This is a genomic window from Rhabdaerophilum sp., assembly GCF_046092605.1.
Taxonomy (GTDB): Bacteria; Pseudomonadota; Alphaproteobacteria; order Rhizobiales; family Beijerinckiaceae; genus Rhabdaerophilum.
On record NZ_JBJTDY010000150.1, the window covers coordinates 1 to 23,022 of the forward strand.

21 protein-coding genes are annotated in these 23,022 nt (G+C 64.3%); 17 read left to right on the top strand and 4 right to left on the bottom strand.

Annotated elements, in window-relative coordinates:
* The 8 genes from ACKODO_RS11520 to ACKODO_RS11555 all read left to right on the top strand — a co-directional run.
* Window positions 1-228 (top strand): hypothetical protein (locus ACKODO_RS11520; RefSeq protein ID WP_408983577.1); only part of this gene is annotated, 228 nt, incomplete at its 5' end.
* A 35-nt stretch (window positions 229-263) separates the two neighbouring features.
* On the top strand, window positions 264-1,481 hold the full coding sequence (gene odhB, locus ACKODO_RS11525) for a 2-oxoglutarate dehydrogenase complex dihydrolipoyllysine-residue succinyltransferase (RefSeq protein ID WP_408983578.1): 1,218 nt from the start codon (window positions 264-266) through the stop codon (window positions 1,479-1,481).
* 5 nt (window positions 1,482-1,486) lie between these two features.
* Window positions 1,487-2,008, top strand: coding sequence for a hypothetical protein (locus ACKODO_RS11530; RefSeq protein WP_408983579.1), 522 nt, complete (start codon window positions 1,487-1,489; stop codon window positions 2,006-2,008).
* A gap of 78 nt (window positions 2,009-2,086) precedes the next feature.
* Window positions 2,087-2,836 (top strand): SDR family oxidoreductase, encoded by a 750-nt coding sequence (locus ACKODO_RS11535; protein WP_408983580.1) that lies wholly within the window; start codon window positions 2,087-2,089, stop codon window positions 2,834-2,836.
* A gap of 33 nt (window positions 2,837-2,869) precedes the next feature.
* Window positions 2,870-4,267, top strand: a complete 1,398-nt coding sequence (gene lpdA / locus ACKODO_RS11540; RefSeq protein WP_408983581.1) for a dihydrolipoyl dehydrogenase — start codon at window positions 2,870-2,872, stop codon at window positions 4,265-4,267.
* Window positions 4,268-4,398: 131 nt separating this feature from the next.
* A complete protein-coding gene (locus ACKODO_RS11545) occupies window positions 4,399-5,004 on the top strand; it encodes a hypothetical protein (RefSeq protein WP_408983582.1) in 606 nt (201 codons plus the stop codon).
* Entirely contained in the window at window positions 5,001-5,306 is a 306-nt protein-coding gene (locus tag ACKODO_RS11550; RefSeq protein WP_408983583.1) for a transcriptional regulator, read from the top strand. Before ACKODO_RS11545 ends, ACKODO_RS11550 begins: the two co-directional genes overlap by 4 nt.
* A gap of 60 nt (window positions 5,307-5,366) precedes the next feature.
* Window positions 5,367-6,326, top strand: coding sequence for a heparan-alpha-glucosaminide N-acetyltransferase (locus ACKODO_RS11555; RefSeq protein WP_408983584.1), 960 nt, complete (start codon window positions 5,367-5,369; stop codon window positions 6,324-6,326).
* A 142-nt stretch (window positions 6,327-6,468) separates the two neighbouring features.
* Here ACKODO_RS11555 and ACKODO_RS11560 read toward each other — a convergent pair whose 3' ends face one another.
* Window positions 6,469-7,383 carry a tyrosine recombinase XerC gene (locus tag ACKODO_RS11560; protein WP_408983585.1) on the bottom strand — a complete coding sequence of 305 codons (915 nt, stop codon included), beginning with the start codon at window positions 7,381-7,383 and terminating at the stop codon, window positions 6,469-6,471.
* A gap of 93 nt (window positions 7,384-7,476) precedes the next feature.
* Here ACKODO_RS11560 and ACKODO_RS11565 point away from each other — a divergent pair, with 93 nt between their 5' ends.
* The 7 genes from ACKODO_RS11565 to ACKODO_RS11595 all read left to right on the top strand — a co-directional run bounded on the left by ACKODO_RS11565 (window position 7,477) and on the right by ACKODO_RS11595 (window position 15,212).
* Window positions 7,477-9,651 (top strand): primosomal protein N', encoded by a 2,175-nt coding sequence (locus ACKODO_RS11565; RefSeq protein ID WP_408983586.1) that lies wholly within the window; start codon window positions 7,477-7,479, stop codon window positions 9,649-9,651.
* A gap of 239 nt (window positions 9,652-9,890) precedes the next feature.
* Window positions 9,891-10,448: a F0F1 ATP synthase subunit delta gene (locus tag ACKODO_RS11570; protein WP_408983587.1), complete on the top strand. Its 558-nt coding sequence runs from the start codon at window positions 9,891-9,893 to the stop codon at window positions 10,446-10,448.
* Between the two features lie 18 nt (window positions 10,449-10,466).
* Window positions 10,467-11,996, top strand: coding sequence for a F0F1 ATP synthase subunit alpha (atpA, locus tag ACKODO_RS11575; protein ID WP_408983588.1), 1,530 nt, complete (start codon window positions 10,467-10,469; stop codon window positions 11,994-11,996).
* Window positions 11,997-12,051: 55 nt separating this feature from the next.
* The gene (locus tag ACKODO_RS11580; RefSeq protein ID WP_408983589.1) at window positions 12,052-12,921 is read left to right on the top strand and encodes a F0F1 ATP synthase subunit gamma; all 870 of its coding nucleotides are present in this window, start codon (window positions 12,052-12,054) and stop codon (window positions 12,919-12,921) included.
* A gap of 13 nt (window positions 12,922-12,934) precedes the next feature.
* The gene (locus ACKODO_RS11585; RefSeq protein ID WP_408983590.1) at window positions 12,935-13,357 is read left to right on the top strand and encodes an Ohr family peroxiredoxin; all 423 of its coding nucleotides are present in this window, start codon (window positions 12,935-12,937) and stop codon (window positions 13,355-13,357) included.
* Window positions 13,358-13,382: 25 nt separating this feature from the next.
* On the top strand, window positions 13,383-14,819 hold the full coding sequence (atpD, locus tag ACKODO_RS11590; RefSeq protein ID WP_408983591.1) for a F0F1 ATP synthase subunit beta: 1,437 nt from the start codon (window positions 13,383-13,385) through the stop codon (window positions 14,817-14,819).
* Window positions 14,820-14,822: 3 nt separating this feature from the next.
* Complete coding sequence (locus ACKODO_RS11595; protein WP_408983592.1) at window positions 14,823-15,212, top strand: F0F1 ATP synthase subunit epsilon; 390 nt, start codon at window positions 14,823-14,825, stop codon at window positions 15,210-15,212.
* A 124-nt stretch (window positions 15,213-15,336) separates the two neighbouring features.
* Here ACKODO_RS11595 and putA read toward each other — a convergent pair whose 3' ends face one another.
* Window positions 15,337-18,429 carry a bifunctional proline dehydrogenase/L-glutamate gamma-semialdehyde dehydrogenase PutA gene (gene putA / locus ACKODO_RS11600; RefSeq protein ID WP_408983593.1) on the bottom strand — a complete coding sequence of 1,031 codons (3,093 nt, stop codon included), beginning with the start codon at window positions 18,427-18,429 and terminating at the stop codon, window positions 15,337-15,339.
* A 128-nt stretch (window positions 18,430-18,557) separates the two neighbouring features.
* Here putA and ACKODO_RS11605 point away from each other — a divergent pair, with 128 nt between their 5' ends.
* Window positions 18,558-19,022: an Lrp/AsnC ligand binding domain-containing protein gene (locus tag ACKODO_RS11605; protein WP_408983594.1), complete on the top strand. Its 465-nt coding sequence runs from the start codon at window positions 18,558-18,560 to the stop codon at window positions 19,020-19,022.
* 75 nt (window positions 19,023-19,097) lie between these two features.
* Here ACKODO_RS11605 and ACKODO_RS11610 read toward each other — a convergent pair whose 3' ends face one another.
* A complete protein-coding gene (locus ACKODO_RS11610; RefSeq protein ID WP_408983595.1) occupies window positions 19,098-20,102 on the bottom strand; it encodes a TerC family protein in 1,005 nt (334 codons plus the stop codon).
* A 255-nt stretch (window positions 20,103-20,357) separates the two neighbouring features.
* Between ACKODO_RS11610 and ACKODO_RS11615 the strand changes: the two genes are divergently transcribed.
* Window positions 20,358-21,986 (top strand): AMP-binding protein, encoded by a 1,629-nt coding sequence (locus ACKODO_RS11615; RefSeq protein WP_408983603.1) that lies wholly within the window; start codon window positions 20,358-20,360, stop codon window positions 21,984-21,986.
* Here the strand turns inward: ACKODO_RS11615 and ACKODO_RS11620 are convergent.
* Window positions 21,975-23,018, bottom strand: a complete 1,044-nt coding sequence (locus tag ACKODO_RS11620; RefSeq protein WP_408983596.1) for a CobW family GTP-binding protein — start codon at window positions 23,016-23,018, stop codon at window positions 21,975-21,977. The genes ACKODO_RS11615 and ACKODO_RS11620 overlap by 12 nt on opposite strands.
* Window positions 23,019-23,022: the final 4 nt, after the last annotated feature.

Sequence of the window (23,022 nt, forward strand, 5' to 3'; positions counted from 1 at the left end):
GCCCGCTTCAAGAAGGCGGATGTGGTGTGGTGCCAGGAAGAGCCCAAGAACATGGGCAGCTGGACTTTCGTGGAGCCCTATCTCGAATGGGCGCTCCAGCAGGTCGGCGCATCTTCCACCCGCGCCCGCTATGCCGGCCGCCCGGCCGCGGCCTCCACGGCCGTGGGTCAGATGTCGAAGCATCTCGAGCAGGTGAACGCGTTCCTCAACGACGCGTTTGCAGCCTGATCCTCGCATTTTCCGTTCAAGAAGGTCCCTGTCCCATGAGCACCGAAATCCGCGTTCCCACCCTCGGCGAGAGCGTCTCGGAAGCCACCATCGGCAAGTGGTTCAAGAAGCCGGGCGATGCCGTGAAGGCGGATGAACCCTTGCTGGAACTCGAGACCGACAAGGTGACGCTCGAAGTGAATGCGCCGGCAGCCGGCACGCTGGCCGAGATCGTCGCGAAGGAAGGCGAGACCGTCGGCGTCAATGCGCTGCTCGGCTCCATCGCGGCGGGTGGTGCTGCGGCTGCGGTCGCCCCGGCCGAAAAGCCGAAGGCTGCCGCCCCGGCCCCGGCCCCGGCTGCCGCTGTGGCGGCTCCGGCGGCCGCGACCTCCATGCCGCCGGCACCTTCCGCCGCGAAGCTGATGGCCGAGACCGGTGTTGCGGTCGAGGCCGGCTCGGGCAAGCGCGGCCAGGTGCTGAAGGAGGACGTGCTTCGCGCGCTGGCGAACCCCGCCCCGGCTCCTGCGCCCGCCGCTCCGGCCGCGCCGCGTGCGGCTTTCGCCCCGTCGGATGCCAGCCGCGAAGAGCGCGTGAAGATGTCGAAGCTGCGCCAGACCATCGCGCGGCGGCTGAAGGAAAGCCAGACCAGTGCCGCGATGCTCACGACCTTCAACGAGGTCGACATGAGCGGCGTGATGGCTTTGCGCAACCAGTACAAGGATCTCTTCGAGAAGAAGCACGGCGTGAAGCTCGGCTTCATGGGTTTCTTCGTCAAAGCCTGCGTGCAGGCGCTGAAGGAACTGCCGGGCGTCAATGCCGAGATCGACGGGACGGACATCATCTACAAGAACTACTACCATGTCGGCATCGCCGTCGGCACCGACAAGGGCCTCGTCGTGCCTGTGCTGCGCGACGCGGATCATCTCGGCCTCGCCGGCATCGAGAAGGGCATCGCCGATTTCGGCAAGCGCGCACGCGATGGCCAGCTCAAGATCGAGGAGATGGCGGGGGGCACCTTCACCATCACCAATGGCGGCATCTATGGTTCGCTGATGTCGACCCCGATCCTCAACGCCCCGCAATCCGGAATCTTGGGCATGCACAAGATTCACGAGCGGCCCGTGGTCATCGGCGGCAAGATCGAGATCAGGCCGATGATGTATCTCGCGCTCTCCTATGATCACAGAATCATCGACGGCAAGGAAGCGGTGACCTTCCTCGTGCGCGTGAAGGAATGCCTCGAAGATCCCGCGCGGCTGGTGATGGATCTGTGAAGGAAATGAAGTTAGTTGCTGTCGGATTAATGTTGATCTTGCCGTTCTTGGGAGGGGCTGCGGCACTTGATTGTGGCTCCCCCAAACGCGAAAAGGTCCAAGAATGGCTTGCTCAGCATATACAGCGAGGCAAACTGCTTTTGAGAGCAGAAGCGAAGCATGCCATCATTATGAGCAGTGAAAAGGACTTGGATTGGGTTGAAGTTCTGATCACCGCCCATTCAGGTCAGGTCGTAGGAAACGTCCAGGCATCCGATTTTCTTGATCCAGATGGCAAAATTTACATCAAATTTTCTCTTTGGGTCGGCGGAGAGAAAAGAGCGTTAATCTCTACAGGTATTAAGGAACAATGGGTTGCAAATTTGCCATCGCTTTGGTTGGTTGGCTATCCAAAATACCAAGAAATTCATGGTGAACAGTTTCATGTTTTCGAGAGTAATTCATGTTGGGCGATGTCTATCGGGGGGGCTATGAGAAATTCTCCAGACGTAATTAGTGATTTGAATTGGCAAAATATCACTAAATAATAAAAAACAACGCTGCCACGAATGCAAAGCAGCTTCCTATTTTCGATTGGAATGTCAAGCAAAGGAGTTAAATAAAAAATGACAATTACCCCCGTCGCCCTCATCACCGGCGGTTCGCGCGGCATCGGGCGCGCCTGCGCGCTCGGGTTGGCGGATGACGGCTACGATATTGTCGTGAACTATGCCGGCAACAAGGCTGCTGCCGATGAGGTCGTGGCGGCGATTCTCGCCAAGGGCCGCAAGGCGGTTGCCGTTCAGGGCGATGTCGCGAACGAGGCCGATGTCGCGGGCATTTTCGCCGCCGCCGACAGACTCGGACCGCTCAAGGCACTCGTCAACAATGCCGGTGTCGTCGATATCGCCCAGCCCGTGGTCGAGATGTCGACCGAGCGCTTCCGGCGCATGTTCGATATCAATGTGATGGGCACGTTCTTCTGCGCGCGCGAAGCGATCAAACGCATGTCGACCCGCCTCGGCGGCACGGGCGGCGCCATCGTCAACATGTCATCCATCGCCCCAAGGCTCGGCGCGCCGGGGCAATATGTCGATTACGCCGCCGCGAAAGGCGCGATCGATGCGTTCACGCTGGGGCTCGGGCGCGAGGTGGCGAACGAGGGCATCCGCGTCAACGGCGTACAGCCGGGCCTGATTGAGACCGATATCCACGCCTCGGGCGGCATTCCGGACCGGATCGCGCAATTGAAAAGCACGATCCCGATCAAGCGCGGCGGCACGGCGGAGGAAGTCGCGGAAGCCGTGCGCTGGCTGGTTTCCGACAAGGCGTCCTACGCGGTCGGCACGCTTCTCACCGTTTCCGGCGGCCGCTGAGGCGGCGCCCCTTTCAAGAACAAGGAGCCGCTCATGGCTTATGATCTCATCATCATCGGCACCGGCCCCGGCGGCTATGTCTGTGCCATCCGCGCGGCGCAACTCGGCCTCAAGGTCGCGGTGGTGGAAAAGCGAAAAGTGCATGGCGGCACCTGCCTAAACGTCGGCTGCATCCCCTCCAAGGCGATGCTGCACGCTTCCGAGATGTTCCATGAGGCAGGGCACGGCTTCGCGGCGCTCGGCATCGACGTGCCTGCCCCCAAACTGAACCTCGCCGCCATGATGAAGCACAAGCAGGAGACGGTGGATGCCAATGTGAACGGCGTCGGCTTCCTCTTGAAGAAGAACAAGGTCGAGGCCTTCCATGGGCTCGGCACGATTCTTTCCGCCGGCAAAGTTCAGGTGCAGGCCGAGGATGGCTCCACGCAGGTGCTGGAGACCAGGAACATCGTGATCGCCACGGGCTCGGAATCGGCGAACCTGCCGAACGTGACAGTGGACGAGAAACAGATCGTCACCTCCACCGGCGCGCTGGAGCTTTCAGGCGTTCCGGGCAAGCTGGTGGTGATCGGCGCGGGTGTGATCGGCCTTGAGATGGGCTCCGTCTGGGGCCGGCTCGGCGCGAAGGTCGAGGTCATCGAATATCTCGATCGCATCCTGCCGGGGATGGATGGCGAGGTCGCCAAGCAGATGCAGCGCATTCTCGAGAAGCAGGGCTTCAAGTTCCACCTCGGCAAGAAAGTGACGGCTGCGAAGACCGGCAAGGATGGCGTGACGCTCGCGGTCGAGCCAGCCGCGGGCGGCGCGGCGGAAGAAGTGAAGGCGGATGTGGTGCTGGTCGCCATCGGCCGTCGCCCGAACACGGATGGCCTCGGGCTTGAGGCCGTGGGCGTGGCGATGGAGCGCGGCCGCGTGACCATCGGTTCTCATTTCGAGACCAACGTGCCGGGCATCTATGCCATCGGTGATGTGGTGCGCGGGCCGATGCTCGCCCACAAGGCCGAGGATGAGGGTGTCGCCGTGGCGGAAATCCTTGCGGGCAAGGCGGGCCACGTGAATTACGACGTGATCCCCGGTGTGGTCTACACCTTCCCGGAAGTGGCTTCGGTGGGCAGAAGCGAGGAAGAACTCAAGGCCGCGGATGTTGCCTACAATGTCGGCAAGTTCCCCTTCACGGCGAATGGCCGCGCGCGCGGCAACCGCGCCACGGATGGCTTCGTGAAGGTGCTCGCCGACAAGGCGACTGACCGTGTGCTCGGCGTGCATATCATCGGCGCGGGTGCCGGCGAGATGATCCACGAGGCGGCGGTGCTGATGGAATTCGGTGGTTCCTCGGAAGACCTTGCCCGCACCTGCCACGCCCACCCCACCATGAGCGAGGCGGTGAAGGAAGCGGCGATGGCCGTGGAAAAACGTCAGATCCATATGTAAAGGCTTGGGTTTTCCTGCCAACCACCATTCTAAGCCGCCTCTGGGCGGCTTTTTTTGATGAGAAACTCTGCTTGACAGAGTATAAATTATAAACTCTATGACACAGAGTAATCTTTGTGATGGGGCAAGAAATGACTGTTTCTCCCGACGATGCCCGCGAGGCCCTGGCGTTTGTTGAGGCGGCCGAGCAGCGTGTTCGCGATGTCGGGAGACGACGCGGTATTGGACCCGGTCTGCTTGCGTTCGGAACTTTCGGCCTTGTGGGATTCGGTCTCCAGTCCCGGTTGTCTGAGTTGTGGTTTGGTACCAAGCTGATCAGCGGCTTTTCCGGAGTCATGATCCTTTTGGTTTGTCTGCTCGCTTCAGTGTGGATCATTCAGCGCGTCCACCCCCCGATCAGTCTGAAGCAGAACGTTTGTGATTTTTTTCTTCCAGCCTTAGCCGCCCTCGTGGCTGGTTGGCTGGAGAAATTTTTCAGAACCCATGGCGCGATGCCAGACATCTCTGCCACAGCTGGTTTGGTCGGGTTCCTAGTTGGAATTTTCCAGCTTTTCGCGGTCATGCTCTGGCTCGGGCGCTGGTATGCCGTCGCCGTGCTGCCCCTGATTCTCAGCATCGCGGGCATTCTTGCCTATGAGCCGGTGATGGAAATCCGGTTTGCCTATCTCGCCTTGCTCTGCGGGTTCGTGCTGATGCCGGCCGGCGTCTGGTTGATCCTGAAGGATCGGCGGATTTGAACGGCTTCAACGAACTGATCCATCAGCCCCTACGCTTGAAAATCATGGCCGCGCTCGACCAGCTTTTCGAGGACCCCAAAGAGCGACTCGATTTTTCGCAACTCAAGGAAATCACCGGCGCAACCGACGGCAATCTCGGAGCGCATATCGCGGCTCTCGAAAAGGCGGGTTATGTCGATATCGAGAAGAGATTCGTCGGAAAACGCCCAAATACCGCTCTCCGGATGACCGAAGCTGGCGCTGCCGCCTATGCAGCGCATGTGGCGATCCTGCGCGAGATCATCGGTGACCGGTCGTCCTGATCGTCAAACCATCGGATCGTCGTTCGTGACAATCCCGTCGCGAGCGGCCATGTTCGCGGCATGAATGAACGCCCGATTTCCCTGCCGCGATTCGCCCGTCTCCCGATCATCGATGCCGCGCGCGGGGTCGCGATTGTCGCGATGGTGATCTACCATTTCGGCTGGAATCTCTCGTTTCTGGAGCTGATTCCGGTTGATCTGCGCGATTTTCCGCTCTGGATCTGGTTTGGCCATGCCATCGCCGCGAGCTTTCTCGCACTGGTGGGTGTCGGGCTGGTTCTGGCGCATGGCCAGGGTTTCGGGCGCGAGCGCTTCCTCAGGCGGCTGGCATTCGTCGCCGGGGCGGCGGCGCTCGTGACCATCGGGACTTATCTCGTCTTCCCCGATCGCTTCATATTCTTCGGCATCCTGCATCACATCGCGCTTGCGAGCGTGCTGGCCTTGCCCTTCCTGCGCTCGCCGTGGCTTGCCGTGGCAATCGCGGCCACCCTTGTCTTCGCGTTGCCGATCGCCTTCAAGGCGGAGGCCTTTTCATCGCCCTGGCTGATCTGGCTGGGGCTTGGCACGCGCCTGCCTTCCACGAATGATTTCGTGCCGGTTTTTCCGTGGTTCGCTTGTGTGCTCATGGGCATCGCGATGGCGAAGCTCTGGCGCCCGGTGGGGAGCGAGGCTCCCGCCGCGCCTCAGCGGCCGATGCGAGCCCTCATCTGGATGGGGCGGAACAGCCTGCCGATCTACCTCATCCACCAGCCGGTGCTTTATGGCGGGCTGGCCGTGCTCGCTTCGGCGATGCTTCCGCCCGTGGATCGCGAGACGCGCGACTTCCTGCTCTCCTGCCAGGAGCAATGCGTCGGCACCGGCGGCGACACGCTCACTTGTGCAAATTTCTGCGGCTGCACGGTGAGCAACCTGAAGAGGGAAGGCCTTTGGCAGCGCGTGCTGGCGGATGCGCCCGATGTGACCCTACGCCTGCGGATCGAGGCGATCACCCGCCAATGCACCGCACCGAAAGCACCGTGAGCCCCACGCTCTGAACGGCGAAGCCCCACCCAGTCCGGTCTAGAGCGCAAACCGATCTGATTGAATCAGATCTTGCGCTCACTCTTCTTGTTTTCGCATCCGCTTTTTCCGCCAACCTTTATCCACTTGGCGGGCGGATGCTCTAGGCCCGCGGATGGGCGGCCTTGTAGGCGGCCATCAGGCGCGCCGTGTCCACTTCCGTGTAGATCTGGGTGGTGGAGAGCGAAGCGTGACCCAGAAGCTCCTGAATGGTGCGCAGGTCGCCGCCGCGCGCCAGCAGATGCGTCGCGAAGGAATGGCGCAGGGCATGCGGCGTGGCGCTTTCGGGCAGGCCCAGCGCCCCGCGCAGGCCCTCCATCGCGAGCTGGATGATGCGCGGCGAGAGCGGGCCGCCCTTCACGCCCACGAAAAGCGGCTCATCCCCGCGCATCTTCCACGGGCATTGCCGGAGGTAATCGTCGATGGCCGCCGCGATCTGCGGGAGGATCGGCACCTGCCGTGGCTTGCCGCCCTTCCCGAGGATGACGAGCGTCGCGCCCGCCTTCGGCGCGTCTTTCCGCTTGATCGAAAGCGCCTCCGAGATGCGCAAGCCGGCGCCATAGAGCAAGGCAAAAACGGCGGCATCACGCGCGAGCACCCAAGGCTCGCGTTCCTCGCCGGCGCGGGTGGAAATCGCTGCGGTGGCACGGGCATCCTGCGGGGTGAGGGGGCGCGGCAGCCCCTTTTTCACGCGCGGGCCGCGCACGGCCTTGAAGGCCGAGGCATGGCCATGCCCCTCGCGCTCGAGATGCCGCGCAAAGGAGCGCAACCCCGCGAGCTGGCGCATCAAGCTGCGGCTGCCGACACCCTTGTTGCGGCGCTCCCCCATGAACAGGCGCAGGTCAGACGGCTTCAGTGCCAGCAGGTCCGCCGGATTTGTCACATCCGCGCCGAAATAGGCGAGCACCTGCCGCACGTCGCGGCCATAGGATTCGACCGTGTTGGGCGCTGCCTTGCGCTCATGGGTGAGGGCGCGCAGCCAATCCTGAAGGGCGAGTTCAATGACGTTCATACGCATAGTCTCGCTTTTCCCGGTTAAGAAACGGCGCATCCCGGGAGGATACGAATCGGTGATATGCAAGCAGATAGCGCATCCAAAGGAGGGAGAGCGATGATCGCCGACATCGTCCTGCCGCTTGCGCTCGATGCGCCCTATTCCTACCGCGTGCCGGAGGGGATGACGCTGCAACCGGGCCAGACCGTGCATGTGCCGCTGGGCTCGCGCGAGACTTTCGGCCTCGTCTGGAGCGTGGACGGGAAGGCTTCGGGCGAGAACCTCAAGGCGATCCGCGCGCTCTCTGCCCTGCCCCCCCTGCCTGAAAAGCTGATGACGTTCCTGCAGCGCGTCTCGGCCTATACGCTGGCACCGCTCGGGCTTGTCGCACGGATGGCGATGCGCGATCCCGATGCCGAGGCGCATGAAGCACCGCGATTCGGCCTTCGCGCCACGGGCGCGCAGCCGCGCCGCCTGACGCCGACCCGCGCCCGGGTGATGGCGGCGGCTTTGGGAGGCCTCACGCATCGCAGGAAGGATCTCGCGGAGGCGGCGGGCTGCTCCACTGGCGTGATCGATGCGCTGATGGATGAAGGCGTCTTCGAGATGGTTCCGTTGCCGAGCCTTGCGCGCGCCGCGTCATTCGATCTCGCCTCGCGCGGCCCGAGGCTGAATGCCCAGCAGCGCGCGGCGGCGGATGAGCTTTCCGGCCTCGTGAAGACGGGTGGTTTCGCGCCGGTTCTGCTGGAGGGCGTCACCGGATCGGGCAAGACGGAGGTCTATTTCGAGGCGGTCGCGACGGCGCTTGAAGCGGGACGGCAAGCCTTGATCCTCCTGCCGGAAATCTCGCTCACGCCGGAATTCGTGGCCCGGTTCGAGGCGCGGTTCGGCGGTGCGCCGGGCCTCTGGCATTCCGGCATCGCCAGCACCCGGCGCGATCGCCTGTGGCATGCCGTGGCGGAGGGCGAGGCGAAAGTGGTGGTGGGTGCGCGCTCCGCGCTCTTCCTTCCCTTCAGCAGCCTCGGACTCATCGTGGTGGATGAGGAACACGAGGCCGCCTTCAAGCAGGATGATGTGGTGCGCTACCACGCGCGGGACATGGCGGTTTTGCGCGGGCAGTGCGAGGGCTGCCCGGTGATCCTCTCCTCGGCCACGCCCTCCATCGAGAGCCGGGTGAATGCCGAGCAGGGCCGCTACCGCCATGTGAAGCTGGAAAGCCGCGCCGCGGGCCGCGCATTGCCCGACTTGTTGCCGATCGACCTCACCAAGGATGCGCCCCCGCGCGGGGCCTATCTCTCGCCAAAGCTCATCGGGATGATCGGCGAGACGCTCTCGCGCGGCGAGCAGGCGATGGTGTTCCTGAACCGGCGCGGCTATGCGCCGCTGACGCTCTGCCGCGCCTGCGGGCATCGCTGGCAATGCCCGAATTGCGATGCCTGGCTGGTGGAGCATCGTTTCCGCCGGGCGCTGATCTGCCATCATTGCGGGCATACCGAGCGCCGGCCCATCGCCTGCACGGAATGCGGCGCGGAGGAGAGCCTCACCGCCTGCGGTCCCGGCGTGGAGCGCGTGGCCGAAGAGATCGCGGCAGCTTTCCCCGATCATCGTCGCATCGTGCTCTCCAGCGATTTTCCCGGCGGCACGGAGCGGCTGAAGCGCGAATTGCAGGCGGTGGCGGATGGCGAATTCGACCTCGTGATCGGCACGCAACTGATCGCGAAGGGCCATAATTTTCCGAAACTCACGCTCGCGGCCGTGGTGGATGCCGATATCGGGCTTGTCTCGAACGATCCGCGCGCCGCCGAGCGCAGCTTCCAGCTTCTCACCCAGGTCACGGGCCGCGCCGGGCGCGGCGAAAGGCCGGGGCGGGGCGTGCTGCAAAGCTACCAGCCGAAGCACGTGGTGATCCGCGCGCTGCTCTCGGGCGATGAGGCCTCCTTCTACGCTGCCGAGATCGCGAGCCGTGAGGCGGCGGGGCTGCCGCCCTTCGGGCGTCTCGCGGCCATTCTCGTGTCCGCGAAAGATCGCTCGGCGGCCGAGGCCCATGCGCGCAAGCTCGCGGAAGCCGGATTCCGGCTGATGGAGGAGGGGGCGATCCCCTCGATCACCATTCTGGGGCCGGCCGATCCGCCGCTGGCGCTTCTGCGGGGCAAGCACCGCATGCGCCTCATTCTGAAGGCACCGCGAGCGGTTTCCATCCAGTCCGCCATCCGCGCGATGCTGGAACGGGCCGGTCCGGCGCGTGGCGGGGCGCGGGTGGATGTCGATATCGACCCGATGAGTTTCCTCTGAGGTGGAAACCCGCGGCGTCTGGGCCGAAAGTCGGCGGCGATAAGGGGTTGCGCGGGCGTTGAAGATTTGTTAGCGACCGGCCGGTTGCTGCAGCGCATCCTTGCGGGTGCCTCAGCCGCCAAGTCGTCGAGAGATCTCCCTTCTTGGGCACGACGAGCGGCAAATTTCACGCCACTTCCCCTCCTTGGGTGTCGCGTTGGCCCCGCTTGCCGTGTGAAGAAACGAAAGACGTTCGAGCCGTGGCCTCATCGAGCCCCATCGTCTCCGGAATTGCCGGCCGCTATGCCGTCGCGCTTTTCGAGCTTGCGAACGAGGGCAAGGCCCTTGACGCCGTCAGCGTGGATCTCGATCGATTCCTGGCCCTGCTCGACGAGAGCGCAGATCTGGAGCAGCTGTGCCGCAACCCGGTCTTCACCTCGGAAGAGCAGGAAAAGGCCATCACGGCCGTGCTCGCCAAGGCCGGGATCGGCGGTCTTTCCGCGAATTTCCTGAAGCTCGTCGCTTCCAAGCGCCGCCTCTTCCTCGTCCGGGCCATGGTCGCCGCCTTCCGCGCGCTGGTTGCCGAGAAGAAGGGCATCGTGAGCGCCGAAGTGACGGTGGCAGCGCCGCTGTCGGACAAGAATCGCAAGGCTGTTCTGGATGCGCTCCAGTCCACGGCCGGAAAGAGCATCGCGCTCACCGAGCGTGTCGATCCCGCGATCATCGGGGGCCTCGTCGTGAAGATGGGCTCGAAGATGATCGACGCCTCCCTCAGGACCAAATTGAACGCGATGAAAATCGCGATGACGAACGTTTAAAGCGAAAGGCACGCCCCGATGGATATCCGCGCCGCTGAGATCTCCGCGATCCTCAAGGAGCAGATCAAGAATTTCGGCTCTTCGGCCGAGGTGACCGAAGTTGGCCAGGTGCTTTCCGTCGGTGACGGCATTGCGCGCGTCTATGGCCTCGACAAGGTCCAGGCCGGCGAGATGGTCGAGTTCGAGAACGGCATCCGCGGGATGGCGCTCAACCTCGAAACCGACAATGTCGGCGTCGTGATCTTCGGTTCCGACCGCGACATCAAGGAAGGGCAGACGGTGAAGCGCACGGGCGCCATCGTGGACGTTCCGGTCGGCAAGGAACTGCTCGGCCGTGTCGTCGACGCTCTCGGCAACCCGATCGACGGCAAGGGCCCGATCAAGGCCAAGGCCCGCTCCCGCGTGGATGTGAAGGCGCCGGGCATCATTCCCCGCAAGTCGGTGCATGAGCCGATGGCGACCGGCCTCAAGGCCATCGACGCGCTGATCCCGATCGGCCGCGGCCAGCGCGAGCTGATCATCGGCGACCGGCAGACCGGCAAGACCGCCGTGGCGCTGGACACCATCCTGAACCAGAAGCCGCTCAACGAGGGTGATGACGAGAGCCAGAAGCTCTACTGCGTCTATGTCGCGGTGGGCCAGAAGCGCTCCACCGTCGCGCAGTTCGTGAAGGTGCTCGAGGAGCGCGGCGCGCTCGATTACTCCATCGTCGTGGCCGCAACCGCGTCCGATCCGGCTCCGATGCAGTTCCTGGCGCCGTTCTCGGGCTGCGCCATGGGCGAATTCTTCCGCGACAACGGCATGCACGCCGTGATCATCTACGACGATCTCTCCAAGCAGGCGGTCGCCTATCGCCAGATGTCGCTGCTGCTGCGCCGTCCGCCGGGCCGCGAGGCTTATCCGGGCGACGTCTTCTATCTCCACTCCCGCCTGCTCGAGCGCGCGGCGAAGATGGGTGACGCGGCCGGCAAGGGTTCGCTGACGGCTTTGCCGGTCATCGAGACGCAGGCGAACGACGTGTCGGCCTATATCCCGACCAATGTGATCTCGATCACCGACGGCCAGATCTTCCTCGAGACGGACCTGTTCTTCCAGGGCATCCGCCCGGCGGTGAATGTCGGCCTCTCGGTGTCGCGCGTCGGCTCCGCCGCGCAGACGAAGGCCACGAAGAAGGTCGCGGGCAAGATCAAGGGCGAACTCGCGCAATATCGCGAGATGGCCGCCTTCGCGCAGTTCGGTTCGGATCTCGACGCGGTCACCCAGCGCCTGCTGAACCGCGGCGCGCGGCTCACCGAGCTCCTGAAGCAGGCGCAGTTCTCGCCGCTGAAGATGGAAGAGCAGGTCTGCGTGATCTATGCCGGCGTCAACGGCTATCTCGACAACCTGCCGGTGAATCGCGTCCGCGCCTACGAGGATGGCCTTCTCAGCCTCCTGCGCGGCAGCCATGCCGACCTTCTCGCCGAGATCGGCAAGACGAAGGACCTTTCGGACGCGAATGCCGCGAAGCTGAAGGACATCGTGACCAACTACACGAAGTCGTTCGCGTAAGCCTCTCCGGCGCGGGGTTCGCCCCGCGCCAGTCGCCGGCCAGACGGGAAAACCCATGCCCTCGTTAAAAGACCTTCGCAACCGCATCGCTTCCGTGAAGGCGACGCAGAAGATCACCAAGGCCATGCAGATGGTGGCCGCGGCGAAACTGCGCCGCGCGCAGACAGCCGCCGAGGCCGCGCGTCCCTACGCGCAGAAGATGGAAGCGGTGCTCGCCAATCTCGGCGCGGGTGTGTCGGGCGCGGATGCGCCGCGCCTGCTTGCCGGCACGGGCTCGGACCAGGTCCATCTGCTGATCGTCTGCACGGCCGAGCGCGGCCTTTGCGGCGCCTTCAACTCCTCGATCGCGCGTCTCGCCCGCGAGCATATCAACCGGCTTCAGCAGGCCGGCAAGACGGTGAAGATCCTCTGCCTCGGCCGCAAGGGCTACGACATCCTGAAGCGCCAGTATGAAAAGCAGATCGTCGACCTGATCGAGCTGCGCTCTGTGAAGCAGATCGGCTACGCGAACGCCGACGAGATCGGCCAGCGCGTGATGGCGATGTTCGCGAATGGCGAATTCGACGTCGCGACGCTGTTCTACTCGCAGTTCCGGTCGGTCATCTCGCAGATCCCGACCGCGCAGCGTGTCATTCCGGCGGAAATTCCCGCCAGCGCTTCGCCCTCGATCGCGACCTATGATTACGAGCCGGACGAGGCCACGATCCTCTCCGCGCTCCTGCCGCGCAACATCTCCGTGCAGGTGTTCCGCGCCTTGCTCGAGAATGCGGCGTCGGAGCAGGGCGCGCGCATGAGCGCCATGGACAATGCCACTCGCAACGCGGGCGAGATGATCAAGAAGCAGACGCAGAAATACAACCGCACGCGTCAGGCGATGATCACGAAGGAACTGATCGAAATCATTTCCGGCGCGGAAGCGCTCTGAGCGGGAGACGAGCATGGCCCTGACTCCGATCATGACGACTACTGCGGTGGCCGGCGGCGGCCGCAACGGGCGCGTGTCGCTCGAAGGCGGCAAGCTGGTTCTGGGCATGAGCCTGCCGAAGGAGCTTGTGCCCGGCGGGCCGGACGGCATGAATCCGGAGCAGCTCTTCGCGATGGGTTGGGTCTCCTGTTACGGCCAGGCGATCATCGTTCTCGCCCCCAAGCATGGCGTGGACGGCCAGCGCGCGAATGTCACCTGCGAGGTCACGCTGAACAAGGATGAAGGCGGCGGCTTCGCGCTGAGCGCGGTGCTGAAATGTGCCATCCCGGGCGCGGAGCCCGACAAGGTGAAGGCGCTCATGGAAGAGGCCCACACCATCTGCCCCTATTCGAAGGCGACGCGCGGCCATGTGCCCGTGACGCTGCAGGTCATCTGATCAGGTTTGGACGAGGAACGGAAAAATGGCGAAGCCGAAGGGTCGTATTTCTCAGGTGATCGGCGCCGTCGTCGATGTGCAGTTCGACGGTCACCTCCCGGAAATTCTCAACGCGCTCGAGACGAAGAACCTCGGCAACCGTCTGGTTCTCGAAGTGGCGCAGCATCTCGGCGAGAACACCGTGCGTTGCATCGCGATGGACTCGACCGAAGGCCTCGTGCGCGGCCAGGACGTGACCGATACCGGTCAGCCGATCCTGGTTCCGGTGGGCGATGCCACGCTCGGCCGCATCATGAACGTGATCGGCGAGCCGGTGGACGAAGCCGGCCCGGTCGTGGGCGAAACCACCCGCGCCATCCACCAGCCGGCTCCTTCGTATTCGGAACAGTCGACGGAAGCACAGATCCTCGAAACCGGCATCAAGGTGGTGGACCTGCTCGCGCCTTACGCGAAGGGCGGCAAGATCGGCCTGTTCGGCGGCGCCGGCGTGGGCAAGACCGTGCTGATCATGGAGCTGATCAACAACGTCGCGAAGGCCCATGGCGGCTATTCCGTCTTCGCCGGCGTGGGCGAGCGCACCCGCGAGGGCAACGACCTCTATCACGAAATGATCGAGTCGAACGTCAACAAGAACCCGAAGGAGCATGGCGGCTCCGCGGCGGGCTCGAAATGCGCGCTGGTCTATGGCCAGATGAACGAGCCGCCGGGGGCGCGCGCGCGCGTCGCGCTGACGGGCCTCACCGTCGCGGAGCACTTCCGCGATCAGGGGCAGGATGTGCTGTTCTTCGTGGACAATATCTTCCGCTTCACGCAGGCTGGCTCGGAAGTCTCGGCGCTGCTGGGCCGCATCCCTTCCGCGGTGGGCTATCAGCCGACGCTCGCGACCGATATGGGCGCGCTGCAGGAGCGCATCACCACCACCACCAAGGGCTCGATCACCTCGGTGCAGGCGATCTACGTGCCGGCGGACGACCTGACCGACCCGGCGCCGGCGACCTCCTTCGCCCATCTCGACGCCACGACCGTGCTCTCGCGCTCGATCGCCGAGAAGGGCATCTACCCGGCGGTGGACCCGCTCGACTCGACCTCGCGCATGCTCTCCCCGGCGATCGTCGGCGAGGAGCACTACAACGTGGCGCGCCAGGTGCAGTCGATCCTCCAGCGCTACAAGTCGCTGCAGGACATTATCGCGATCCTCGGCATGGACGAGCTCTCCGAGCAGGACAAGCTGACCGTGGCCCGCGCCCGCAAGATCGAGCGCTTCCTCTCGCAGCCCTTCCACGTGGCGGAAGTCTTCACCGGCTCGCCCGGCAAGCTCGTGAAGCTCTCGGACACGATCAAGGGCTTCAAGGGCCTTGTGGACGGCCAGTATGACCACCTCCCAGAAGCTTCCTTCTACATGGTCGGCACCATCGAGGAAGCGGTCGAGAAGGCGCAGCGGCTCGCGGCCGAGGCGGCGTAACCCATGGCCAGCTTCCATTTCGAACTTGTCTCCCCGGAGCGGGTTCTGTTCTCGGGTGATGTGAACTCGGTGGTCGTTCCGGCCGCCGAGGGCGATGTCACCGTGCTTGCGAACCATGCGCCATTCATGTCGGCCGTGCGTCCGGGCGTCGTCACGGTCGATGGCGGCAGGCGGCTCTTCGTTCGCGGCGGCTTCCTCGATGTGAACGCGTCGGGCCTCACGCTGCTCGCCGAGCAGGCTGTCCCGGTCGAGGAAATCGACCGCGAGAAGGTTGCGGCGGAGATGAAGGCTGCGGAGGATGAACTCCGCGCCACCACGACCGATGACGCCCGCGCGCTCGTTTCGGAGCGCATCGCGGCTCTGGGCACGATGATGGCGGCGGTCCGCAGCTGAGCTTGCCCGGCCAAGCCCTAGGGCCCGCGCCGGAAAGGCTTCGGGCTCGCGCCGGAAAGGAAGGCCGCTCCAGGGCGGCCTTTCTGCGGAGCGGTTGGCGAGCGCCGAAGCCGGATCCGGCGCTTCACTCCTCCGACAGGGCCATCAGGCTCGCATTGCCACCGGCCGCTGCAGAATTCACCGAGATGACCTGCTCGGTCGTAAAGCGCAGCAGGTAATTCGGCCCGCCCGCCTTGGGGCCGGTGCCGGAAAGGCCATGCCCGCCGAAGGGCTGCACGCCCACCACCGCGCCGATCATGTTGCGGTTGACGTAGATATTGCCGGTCTGGAGCCGGTTCGTGACCTTTTCGGTATCGCTGTCGATGCGCGAATGCATGCCGAAAGTCAGGCCAAAGCCTGAGGCGTCAATCGCCTCGACCAGCCTCATGAGTTCACCCGCCTTGTAGCGCACGACATGCAGCACGGGCCCGAAGATCTCCTCGCCGAGATCTTCGACGCGCTGGAGTCCAAAAACATGCGGGGCGACATAGAGCCCCTGCGGGGCCTCGCCTGCATGGAGCACCTTCGCCTCGCGCTTCATCCTGGCGATATGCGCATCGAGCCGGTCCTTCGCCTCGGCATCGATCACCGGGCCGATATGGGTCTCCGGGCGAGTGGGATCACCGAGGCGGAGTCCCTTCGCGGCACCGACGATCATCTCGATCATGCGATCTGCTACATCCTCCTGCACGCAAAGCAGGCGCAGGGCCGAACAGCGCTGGCCTGCCGAGCGGAAGGCCGAGAGCACCACGTCATCCGCCACCTGTTCCGGCAAGGCCGTGGCATCCACGATCATCGCGTTGATGCCGCCCGTTTCCGCGATCAGCGGGATGATCGGACCTTCCTTCGCGGCGAGCGCGCGATTGATGCGGCGGGCGGTTTCTGTTGAGCCGGTGAAGACCACGCCGGCAATGGCCGGGTGCTCCACGAGGGCGGCCCCAATGGCGCCATCGCCGAGCACGAGATGGAGGGCATCCTTCGGGATGCCGGCCTCATGCAGCAATTCGACCGCGAGCATGCCGATGAGCGGCGTCTGCTCGGCGGGTTTCGCGACCACCGTGTGTCCGGCCGCCAACGCCGCCGCGACCTGCCCGAGGAAGATCGCCAGCGGGAAATTCCAAGGCGCGATCGCCACGATCACTCCGCGCGGCCGATAGAGCAGGCGATTATCCTCGCCCGTCGGGCCGGGCAGGGCGATCGGTGCGCCCATCACGCGCTCCGCCTCATCCGCATAGTAGCGCAGGAAATCGACTGCCTCGCGAATTTCGGCGATGCAATCGTCGAGCGTCTTGCCTGCTTCGCGCTGCAGCAGCGCGACAAGACGACCCGTCCTCGCTTCGAGCTTGTCAGCGGCGGCGCGCAGTAGGGCCGCGCGGTGGGATGCCTCCGTGCGGCCCCAGCGGTGGAAGCCCTCGCGGGCGGCCTCGATGGCCGCGCGCGCATCGGCCGCCATGGCGTTGAATACGCTGGCGATCGGCTTGCCATCAACGGGCGATTTCGCCTCAACCGAGCCATGCTTCACCATGCGCCCCGAGATCAGGCTCGTGGCGGAGGCGGGTGCGAAATCGCGCGCCCGGAGCAGCTTTTCGAGCGTTTCCGCATGGCCGAGTTCATAACCCCGGCTGTTCCTGCGGCCATCGGGGAACAGGGCGTCGGGCCGGGCGAGGCGCTTGTGCCGGGCGCGTTCCGGCGCACCGATCAGCGTGGCAGGGCGCGTCAGCAGCTTCGAAACGGGCACGTTGGAATCCGCCGCCTCATTCACGAAGGAGGAATTGGCTCCATTTTCCAGCAGGCGGCGCACGAGATAGGCGAGGAGATCGCGATGCCCGCCCACAGGCGCATAGACCCGGCAGGCCGCATCCGGGCTCTGCGCCAGCAACGCGGAATAAGCGGCCTCACCCATGCCGTGCAGGCGCTGGAATTCATAGCCCTCGGCATTGCCGGCCATCGCGCGGATCGTCGCGATGGTCAGGGCATTATGGGTCGCGAATTGTGGGTAGAGGCGAGGCCGGGCCTGCAGCATCGCCTTGGCGCAGGCCGCATAATTGAGGTCGGTCATCGCCTTGCGGGTATAGACCGGGAAATCCGGCAGGCCGCGCTCCTGCGCGCGCTTCACTTCCGTATCCCAATAGGCGCCCTTCACGAGGCGCACCATGAAGCGGCGACCCGTGGCTTGCGCGAGTTGATCGAGCCAGGCGATGACCGCCCGGCCCCGCTTCTGGTAGGCCTGCACGGCGAGGCCGAGGCCATCCCAGCCCGCGAGTTTGGAATCCTGCGCCAGCTGCCGGAAGAGATCGAGCGAGAGTTCCAGGCGGTCGGCTTCTTCCGCGTCGATGGTGAAGTTGAGGTCGAAGCTCTTGGCCTGCTCCGCGAGGCTCACCACGCGCGGGGTGAGCTCAGCCAGCACGGCCTCCTGGTTGGTGGCCTCGTAGCGCGGATGCAAGGCCGAGAGCTTCACGGAAATGCCGGGCCGATTGGGGAGGGCAGCGTTGCCGGCCTTCGCGCCGATATGGCGGATGGCATCGGCATAGCTCTGGAAGTAGCGTTCGGCATCCTCGGCGGTGCGCGCCCCTTCACCCAGCATGTCGAAGGAATAGCGGTAGCTGCGCGCCGCACCCGAACCTGCGCGGTTCAGCGCCTCGTCGATCGTCTGCCCCAGCACGAAATGGTTGCCCATCACCCGCATGGCCTGCCGCGCCGCCGTGCGGATAGTGGGCAGCCCGATGCGCTTCGCAAGGCTCGCGAGAATGCCGTCCGGCGTCTCGCCCGGCTGGATGATGCGCGCGCCAATGCCCAAAGCCCAGGCCGAGGCATTGATGAGCAGGGCATCCGATTTCGGCTGATGCTCGAGGAAGTTGCCCTGGCCCAGCTTGTCTTCGATCAGCTTGTCGGCGGTGGTCGAATCCGGCACCCGCAGCAGCGCTTCCGCGAGAACCATCAGCGCCAGCCCCTCCTTGGTGGAAAGGGAATATTCCTGCAGGATCTGCTCGATTCCGCCGATTCCGCCCTGCCCGGCGCGGATGGCCTCGATCAGCCGGGTGGCCTCCGCATCGATCTGGCGCTCGTGGGCGGGCGGCAGGCTGGCTTCCGCGAGCAGGACCCGGGCGAGAATTTCATCCTCCGGCGCGAAGGCGGCGCGGAAGGGTGCGGGGGTGGAGGTCTCGACGGTCTGGGCCATGGGGTCTCCCGAGAGTTCCATCTATTGGGCGATTTTCACAGCATAATCGAGGATTGAGCGTGTTTCCATATTGAAAACATTCTCCATATAGTGTTTTTTGACCGCAATTGAGCCTTTGGAGAGTGGAAATGACAACAGAGCTTGATCGCGCGGATCTGAAGATCCTCCGCGCCCTGCAGCGCGACGGGCGTCTCTCCACCGTGGCTCTGGCCGAGACCGTCGGCCTTTCACCCACCGCCACGACCGAGCGTGTGAAGCGCCTCACGCGCGAAGGATACATCAAGGGTTATCACGCGCATCTTGATCCGGGCATGCTGGATCGGGCGCTGCTGGTCTATGTGGAGGTGACCCTCGACAAGACCACGCCGGATGTTTTCGCGCGCTTTGCGCAGGCCGCGCGCTCCTCGCCGGAAATTCTCGAATGCCATCTGGTGGCTGGCGGGTTCGAGTACCTCATCAAGACCCGCGTGAAGGACATGGAGGCGTATCGCCTTCTGCTCACGCAGACGATCCTGACCTTCCCCGGCGTCAAGGAATCGCGCTCCTATGCCGTGATGGAGGAGGTGAAGGCCGATCCGCATCTGCCGATCTGAATTTGCCCCCCGGAATGAAAAGAGCCGCCCCGGTGAGGGGGCGGCGCCTGTTCTGGCCGGAGAGGCGGACCGAGATTACTCGGCCGCCTTGTCGCGCAATTCCGGCTGGTCGTTGCGCGTCTTCCACAGCGAGTAGAGCACGCCGCCGAGGATGAGCGCGAGCGTTACGCCCAGCGAGATCGCGGGGTTCAGCTTGCCGACCATCTCGTTCCAGAAGATCTTCAGGCCGATGAAGACCAGGATCATGGCGAGCGCATATTTGAGGTACTGGAAGCGATGGACCATGGCCGCCAGCGCGAAATACAGCGCGCGGAGGCCGAGAATCGCCATGATATTCGCAGTGTAGACGATGAAGGTGTCGGTGGTGATGGCGAAGATCGCCGGCACCGAGTCAACCGCGAAGATCAGATCCGCAACGTTGATCACGACCAGCGCCAGAAAGAGCGGCGTGGCGAACAGCACGACCTTGCCGGTGGCCGGGTCGGGCTGGCGCACGAAGAACTTCTGGTCATGCAGCTTGTCGGTCACGCGCATATGCTTGCGCATGAAGCGCACGACGGGGTTCTTCGATACATCGGGATCGCTTTCCGGAACCACGAGCATCTTGATGCCGGTGGCGATGAGGAAGGCGCCGAAGATGTAAAGCACCCAGGAATATTGCTGCACGAGGGCCGCACCGAGCGCGATCATCAGGCCGCGGAGGACGATGACGGCCAGGATGCCCCAGACCAGCGCGCGATACTGGTATTTGCGCGGAACGGCGAAGAAGCCGAAGATCATCGAAATGACGAAGACGTTGTCGATGGACAGCGCTTTCTCGATGAAGAACCCCGTGAAATAGGCGATGCCGGCATGAGTGCCGTCTTCGGTCACCAGGCGGCCGGTTTCATAGGCCCACCAGATATAGGCACCGAAGGCCATGGCGAAAGCGATGTAGAAGGCCGAAAGCCAGAGGCTTTCGGATACGCCCATTTCCTTGTCATCCTTGTGCCAGATGCCAAGATCGAAGGCGAGAAGAGCGATGATGATGGCAAGAAAGCCAAGCCACATCCAGACAGGCTTCCCGAGGAAGCCGCTCATCAAGAGTTCCATGTTGATTACCAGTTTGAGCCCGGAGAAACAAAAGTTCTCGGTTCCGACATCGCACGGGGCTTTGCCCGCGCCAGAGGGGCCCGGCACCGTGAGCGACAAAATGGCGCAGCGGCAGCTGGCGTCAAGGGCCTAGCCGAAAAAATTGCTGCACCAGCGAAACAAAGTTGAAGCCTGATTGATTTTGCCCGCGCTCTTGCCCAAAGCAGGGCTGTTCTTGTTCCAGAGGATCGGATGGTCGATTCACTGCTTTCCGGGCCGGGCGATTACGACAAGGTTCGGTCGCGCTTTCGCTGGCCTGCGCTGGATCGGCTCAACATCGCCAGGGTCTGTTGCGATGCATGGGCCGAGCGCGATCCGGGTCGTGCGGCCATCATCGAGGTCGGGCCGGATTTTGCCCTTTCGACATTCACATATGGGGAAATGCGGCAGCAGGCCGAAAGGCTGGCCGCTTCCTTGGCGCGGGCCGGGCTCGGCCCGGGTGATCGCATCGCGATTTTCCTGCCGCAGGGGCGTTTCGTGCCCATCGCGCATATGGCGATCTACAAGCTTGGCGCGATTGCCGTGCCGCTGGCTGTTCTGTTCGGGCCCGAAGCCATCACCTACCGTGCTGCGGATGCCGGGGCGCGCCTTATCGTGACGGATCGCGCCGGCGCGGCCCGCCTCGCGGCGCTTCGCTCGGACATGCCGGCGGTCGAGACCATCCTTTCCATGGATGGCGAGGCGGACGGCGCGGTCTCGCTCGCGCGCTTCACGGAAGGGGCGCCCGAAGGCTTCCCGACCCGCGACACACATGCCGAAGACCCCGCCCTGATGATCTACACCTCCGGCACGACGGGGCACCCCAAGGGCGCGCTTCATGCGCATCGGGTGCTGATCGGCCATTTGCCGGGCGTCGAGATGCACCATGATTTCCTGCCGCAGCCCGGTGACCGGCTCTGGACGCCGGGTGACTGGGCCTGGGCGGGCGGATCGCTCTACGTGCTGCTGCCGGGCCTTTATTTCGGCGTGCCGGTGGTCGCCTGGGCCTTCCAGAAATTCGATCCCGAAGCCGCGTTTGCGATGATGGAACGCGCGGGTGTGCGCAATGCCTTCATCCCGCCCACGGGCCTCAGGATGATGCGCAGCGTGGAAAAACCGCTCGAACGCTTTGGCCTCGATCTCCGAACACTCGCTTCGGGCGGGGAATCGCTGGGCACGCCGACTTTCGACTGGGGGCGGGAAGTGCTGAAGCTGCCCATCAACGAATTCTACGGCCAGACCGAGTGCAACCTGGTGCTTTCCGCCTCGCGCGCCATGGGGGTCATGCGCCCGGGCATGATCGGCAAGCCCGTTCCGGGGCATTTCGTGGCGGTCATCCGCGAGGATGGCTCGATGTGTGATCCCGAGGAGCCGGGGCAGGTGGCGATCCGCCGTCCTGACCCCGTGATGTTCCTTGGCTACTGGAACAATCCGGAAGCCACAAAGGAGAAATTCATCGGCGACTGGATGACCACCGGCGATCGCGGGTTCCGCGACGCCGAGGGGTATATCGGCTTTTTCGGCCGCGATGACGATGTCATCACCTCGGCGGGCTATCGCATCGGGCCGGTGGAGATCGAGGATTGCCTCCTCCGGCACCCCTCGGTGGCGCTGGCCGCGGTGGTGGGCAAGCCGGACCCCTTGCGCACGGAGATCGTCACGGCCTTCCTCGTGCTGAAGCCGGGACAACAGCCGAGTCCGGCTCTTGCCGACGACATTCGGGAGCATGTGCGCAAGCGGCTTTCCGCGCATGAATATCCGCGCGAAATCCATTTCATCCAAGAGATGCCGCTCACCACCACGGGCAAGGTGATCCGCCGCACCCTGCGCGACCGGCTTGCCTCAGCGGCCTGAGGGATTGGTCAGCGCCTTCCAGAAACCTTCGATGGTCTGGCGCGCCTCGCCCTGCGCGATGACGACCAGCCGCGTGCGCCGGTCGCGCGAGGGCCAGCGGGGGAGGCGCACGGGCGGATCGGCCACGGATTGCACGGCATGGATGAGCATGGGCCGTTCCGGGTCATCCGCCATGGCGACGAGGCCCTTGAGACGCAGGAGCTTCGGCCCGAGCATCAGGCGCATCGCCTCGCGGAAGACGGTAAGCTGCCCCTCGCTGACCGTCTGGGGCGAGACCAGCGCGAAGGCCTCGATCTCCGCTCCGTGCCGGTTGGGGTCATGCCCCGGCACATGGTCCGCTCCATGGCTCACACCCTCGTTCTCGCCGAGCCAGGCGACGAGATCAGCATCCTCCAGCCTTTCCGGGCGGAAGCGGAGGGTGGAGAGCGCCTCGGGCTGAAGGGCGGCTTGCGCTTCAAGCCAGGGTGCGAAGGGGTTCAGCGCCCGCGCCGCCGCGATGGTCGCCGCCTGCGCTTCCGGCGTGGCGATGTCCGTTTTCGAAAGGATCAGCGCATCGGCGAGCGCCACCTGCCGCCGCGCCTCGGCATGAGCGCGAAGCGTCTCCGCGCCATGCACGGCGTCAACGAGCGTGAGCACGGAAGCGATGCGGAAGCGTTTCGAAAGATAGGGGTGCTGCAATACGGCCTGCAGGATCGGAAGCGGGTCGGCAAGGCCGGTCGTCTCGATCAACACGCGCCGAAAGAAGCGGATGCGATCATTGTCGCGGCGGCGGAGCAGATCCTCCAGGGTCGCCACGAGATCACCCCGGATGGTGCAGCAGAGGCAGCCCGCCGCCATCAGCAGCATGTCGCCCTGCACTTCCTCGATCAGCAGGTGATCCAGACCAACGGCGCCGAATTCATTGATGATCACGAGGGTATCGGCGAAGGCCGGGTCCTTCAGCCAGGCATTGAGGCGCGTGGTCTTTCCGGCACCGAGGAAGCCCGTGAGGATGGTGAGCGGGATGGGCTCCAGAGGATCGCGCGCGCTCACGGGT

Excerpts from the sequence above, each read along its gene's own strand:
- odhB (WP_408983578.1), top strand. The coding sequence starts at position 264 with ATGAGCACCGAAATCCGCGTTCCCACCCTCGGCGAGAGCGTCTCGGAA.
- ACKODO_RS11530 (WP_408983579.1), top strand. The coding sequence starts at position 1,487 with ATGAAGTTAGTTGCTGTCGGATTAATGTTGATCTTGCCGTTCTTGGGA.
- ACKODO_RS11535 (WP_408983580.1), top strand. The coding sequence starts at position 2,087 with ATGACAATTACCCCCGTCGCCCTCATCACCGGCGGTTCGCGCGGCATC.
- lpdA (WP_408983581.1), top strand. The coding sequence starts at position 2,870 with ATGGCTTATGATCTCATCATCATCGGCACCGGCCCCGGCGGCTATGTC.
- ACKODO_RS11545 (WP_408983582.1), top strand. The coding sequence starts at position 4,399 with ATGACTGTTTCTCCCGACGATGCCCGCGAGGCCCTGGCGTTTGTTGAG.
- ACKODO_RS11555 (WP_408983584.1), top strand. The coding sequence starts at position 5,367 with ATGAATGAACGCCCGATTTCCCTGCCGCGATTCGCCCGTCTCCCGATC.
- ACKODO_RS11560 (WP_408983585.1), bottom strand. The coding sequence starts at position 7,383 with ATGCGTATGAACGTCATTGAACTCGCCCTTCAGGATTGGCTGCGCGCC.
- ACKODO_RS11565 (WP_408983586.1), top strand. The coding sequence starts at position 7,477 with ATGATCGCCGACATCGTCCTGCCGCTTGCGCTCGATGCGCCCTATTCC.
- atpA (WP_408983588.1), top strand. The coding sequence starts at position 10,467 with ATGGATATCCGCGCCGCTGAGATCTCCGCGATCCTCAAGGAGCAGATC.
- ACKODO_RS11580 (WP_408983589.1), top strand. The coding sequence starts at position 12,052 with ATGCCCTCGTTAAAAGACCTTCGCAACCGCATCGCTTCCGTGAAGGCG.
- ACKODO_RS11585 (WP_408983590.1), top strand. The coding sequence starts at position 12,935 with ATGGCCCTGACTCCGATCATGACGACTACTGCGGTGGCCGGCGGCGGC.
- atpD (WP_408983591.1), top strand. The coding sequence starts at position 13,383 with ATGGCGAAGCCGAAGGGTCGTATTTCTCAGGTGATCGGCGCCGTCGTC.
- ACKODO_RS11595 (WP_408983592.1), top strand. The coding sequence starts at position 14,823 with ATGGCCAGCTTCCATTTCGAACTTGTCTCCCCGGAGCGGGTTCTGTTC.
- putA (WP_408983593.1), bottom strand. The coding sequence starts at position 18,429 with ATGGCCCAGACCGTCGAGACCTCCACCCCCGCACCCTTCCGCGCCGCC.
- ACKODO_RS11605 (WP_408983594.1), top strand. The coding sequence starts at position 18,558 with ATGACAACAGAGCTTGATCGCGCGGATCTGAAGATCCTCCGCGCCCTG.
- ACKODO_RS11610 (WP_408983595.1), bottom strand. The coding sequence starts at position 20,102 with ATGAGCGGCTTCCTCGGGAAGCCTGTCTGGATGTGGCTTGGCTTTCTT.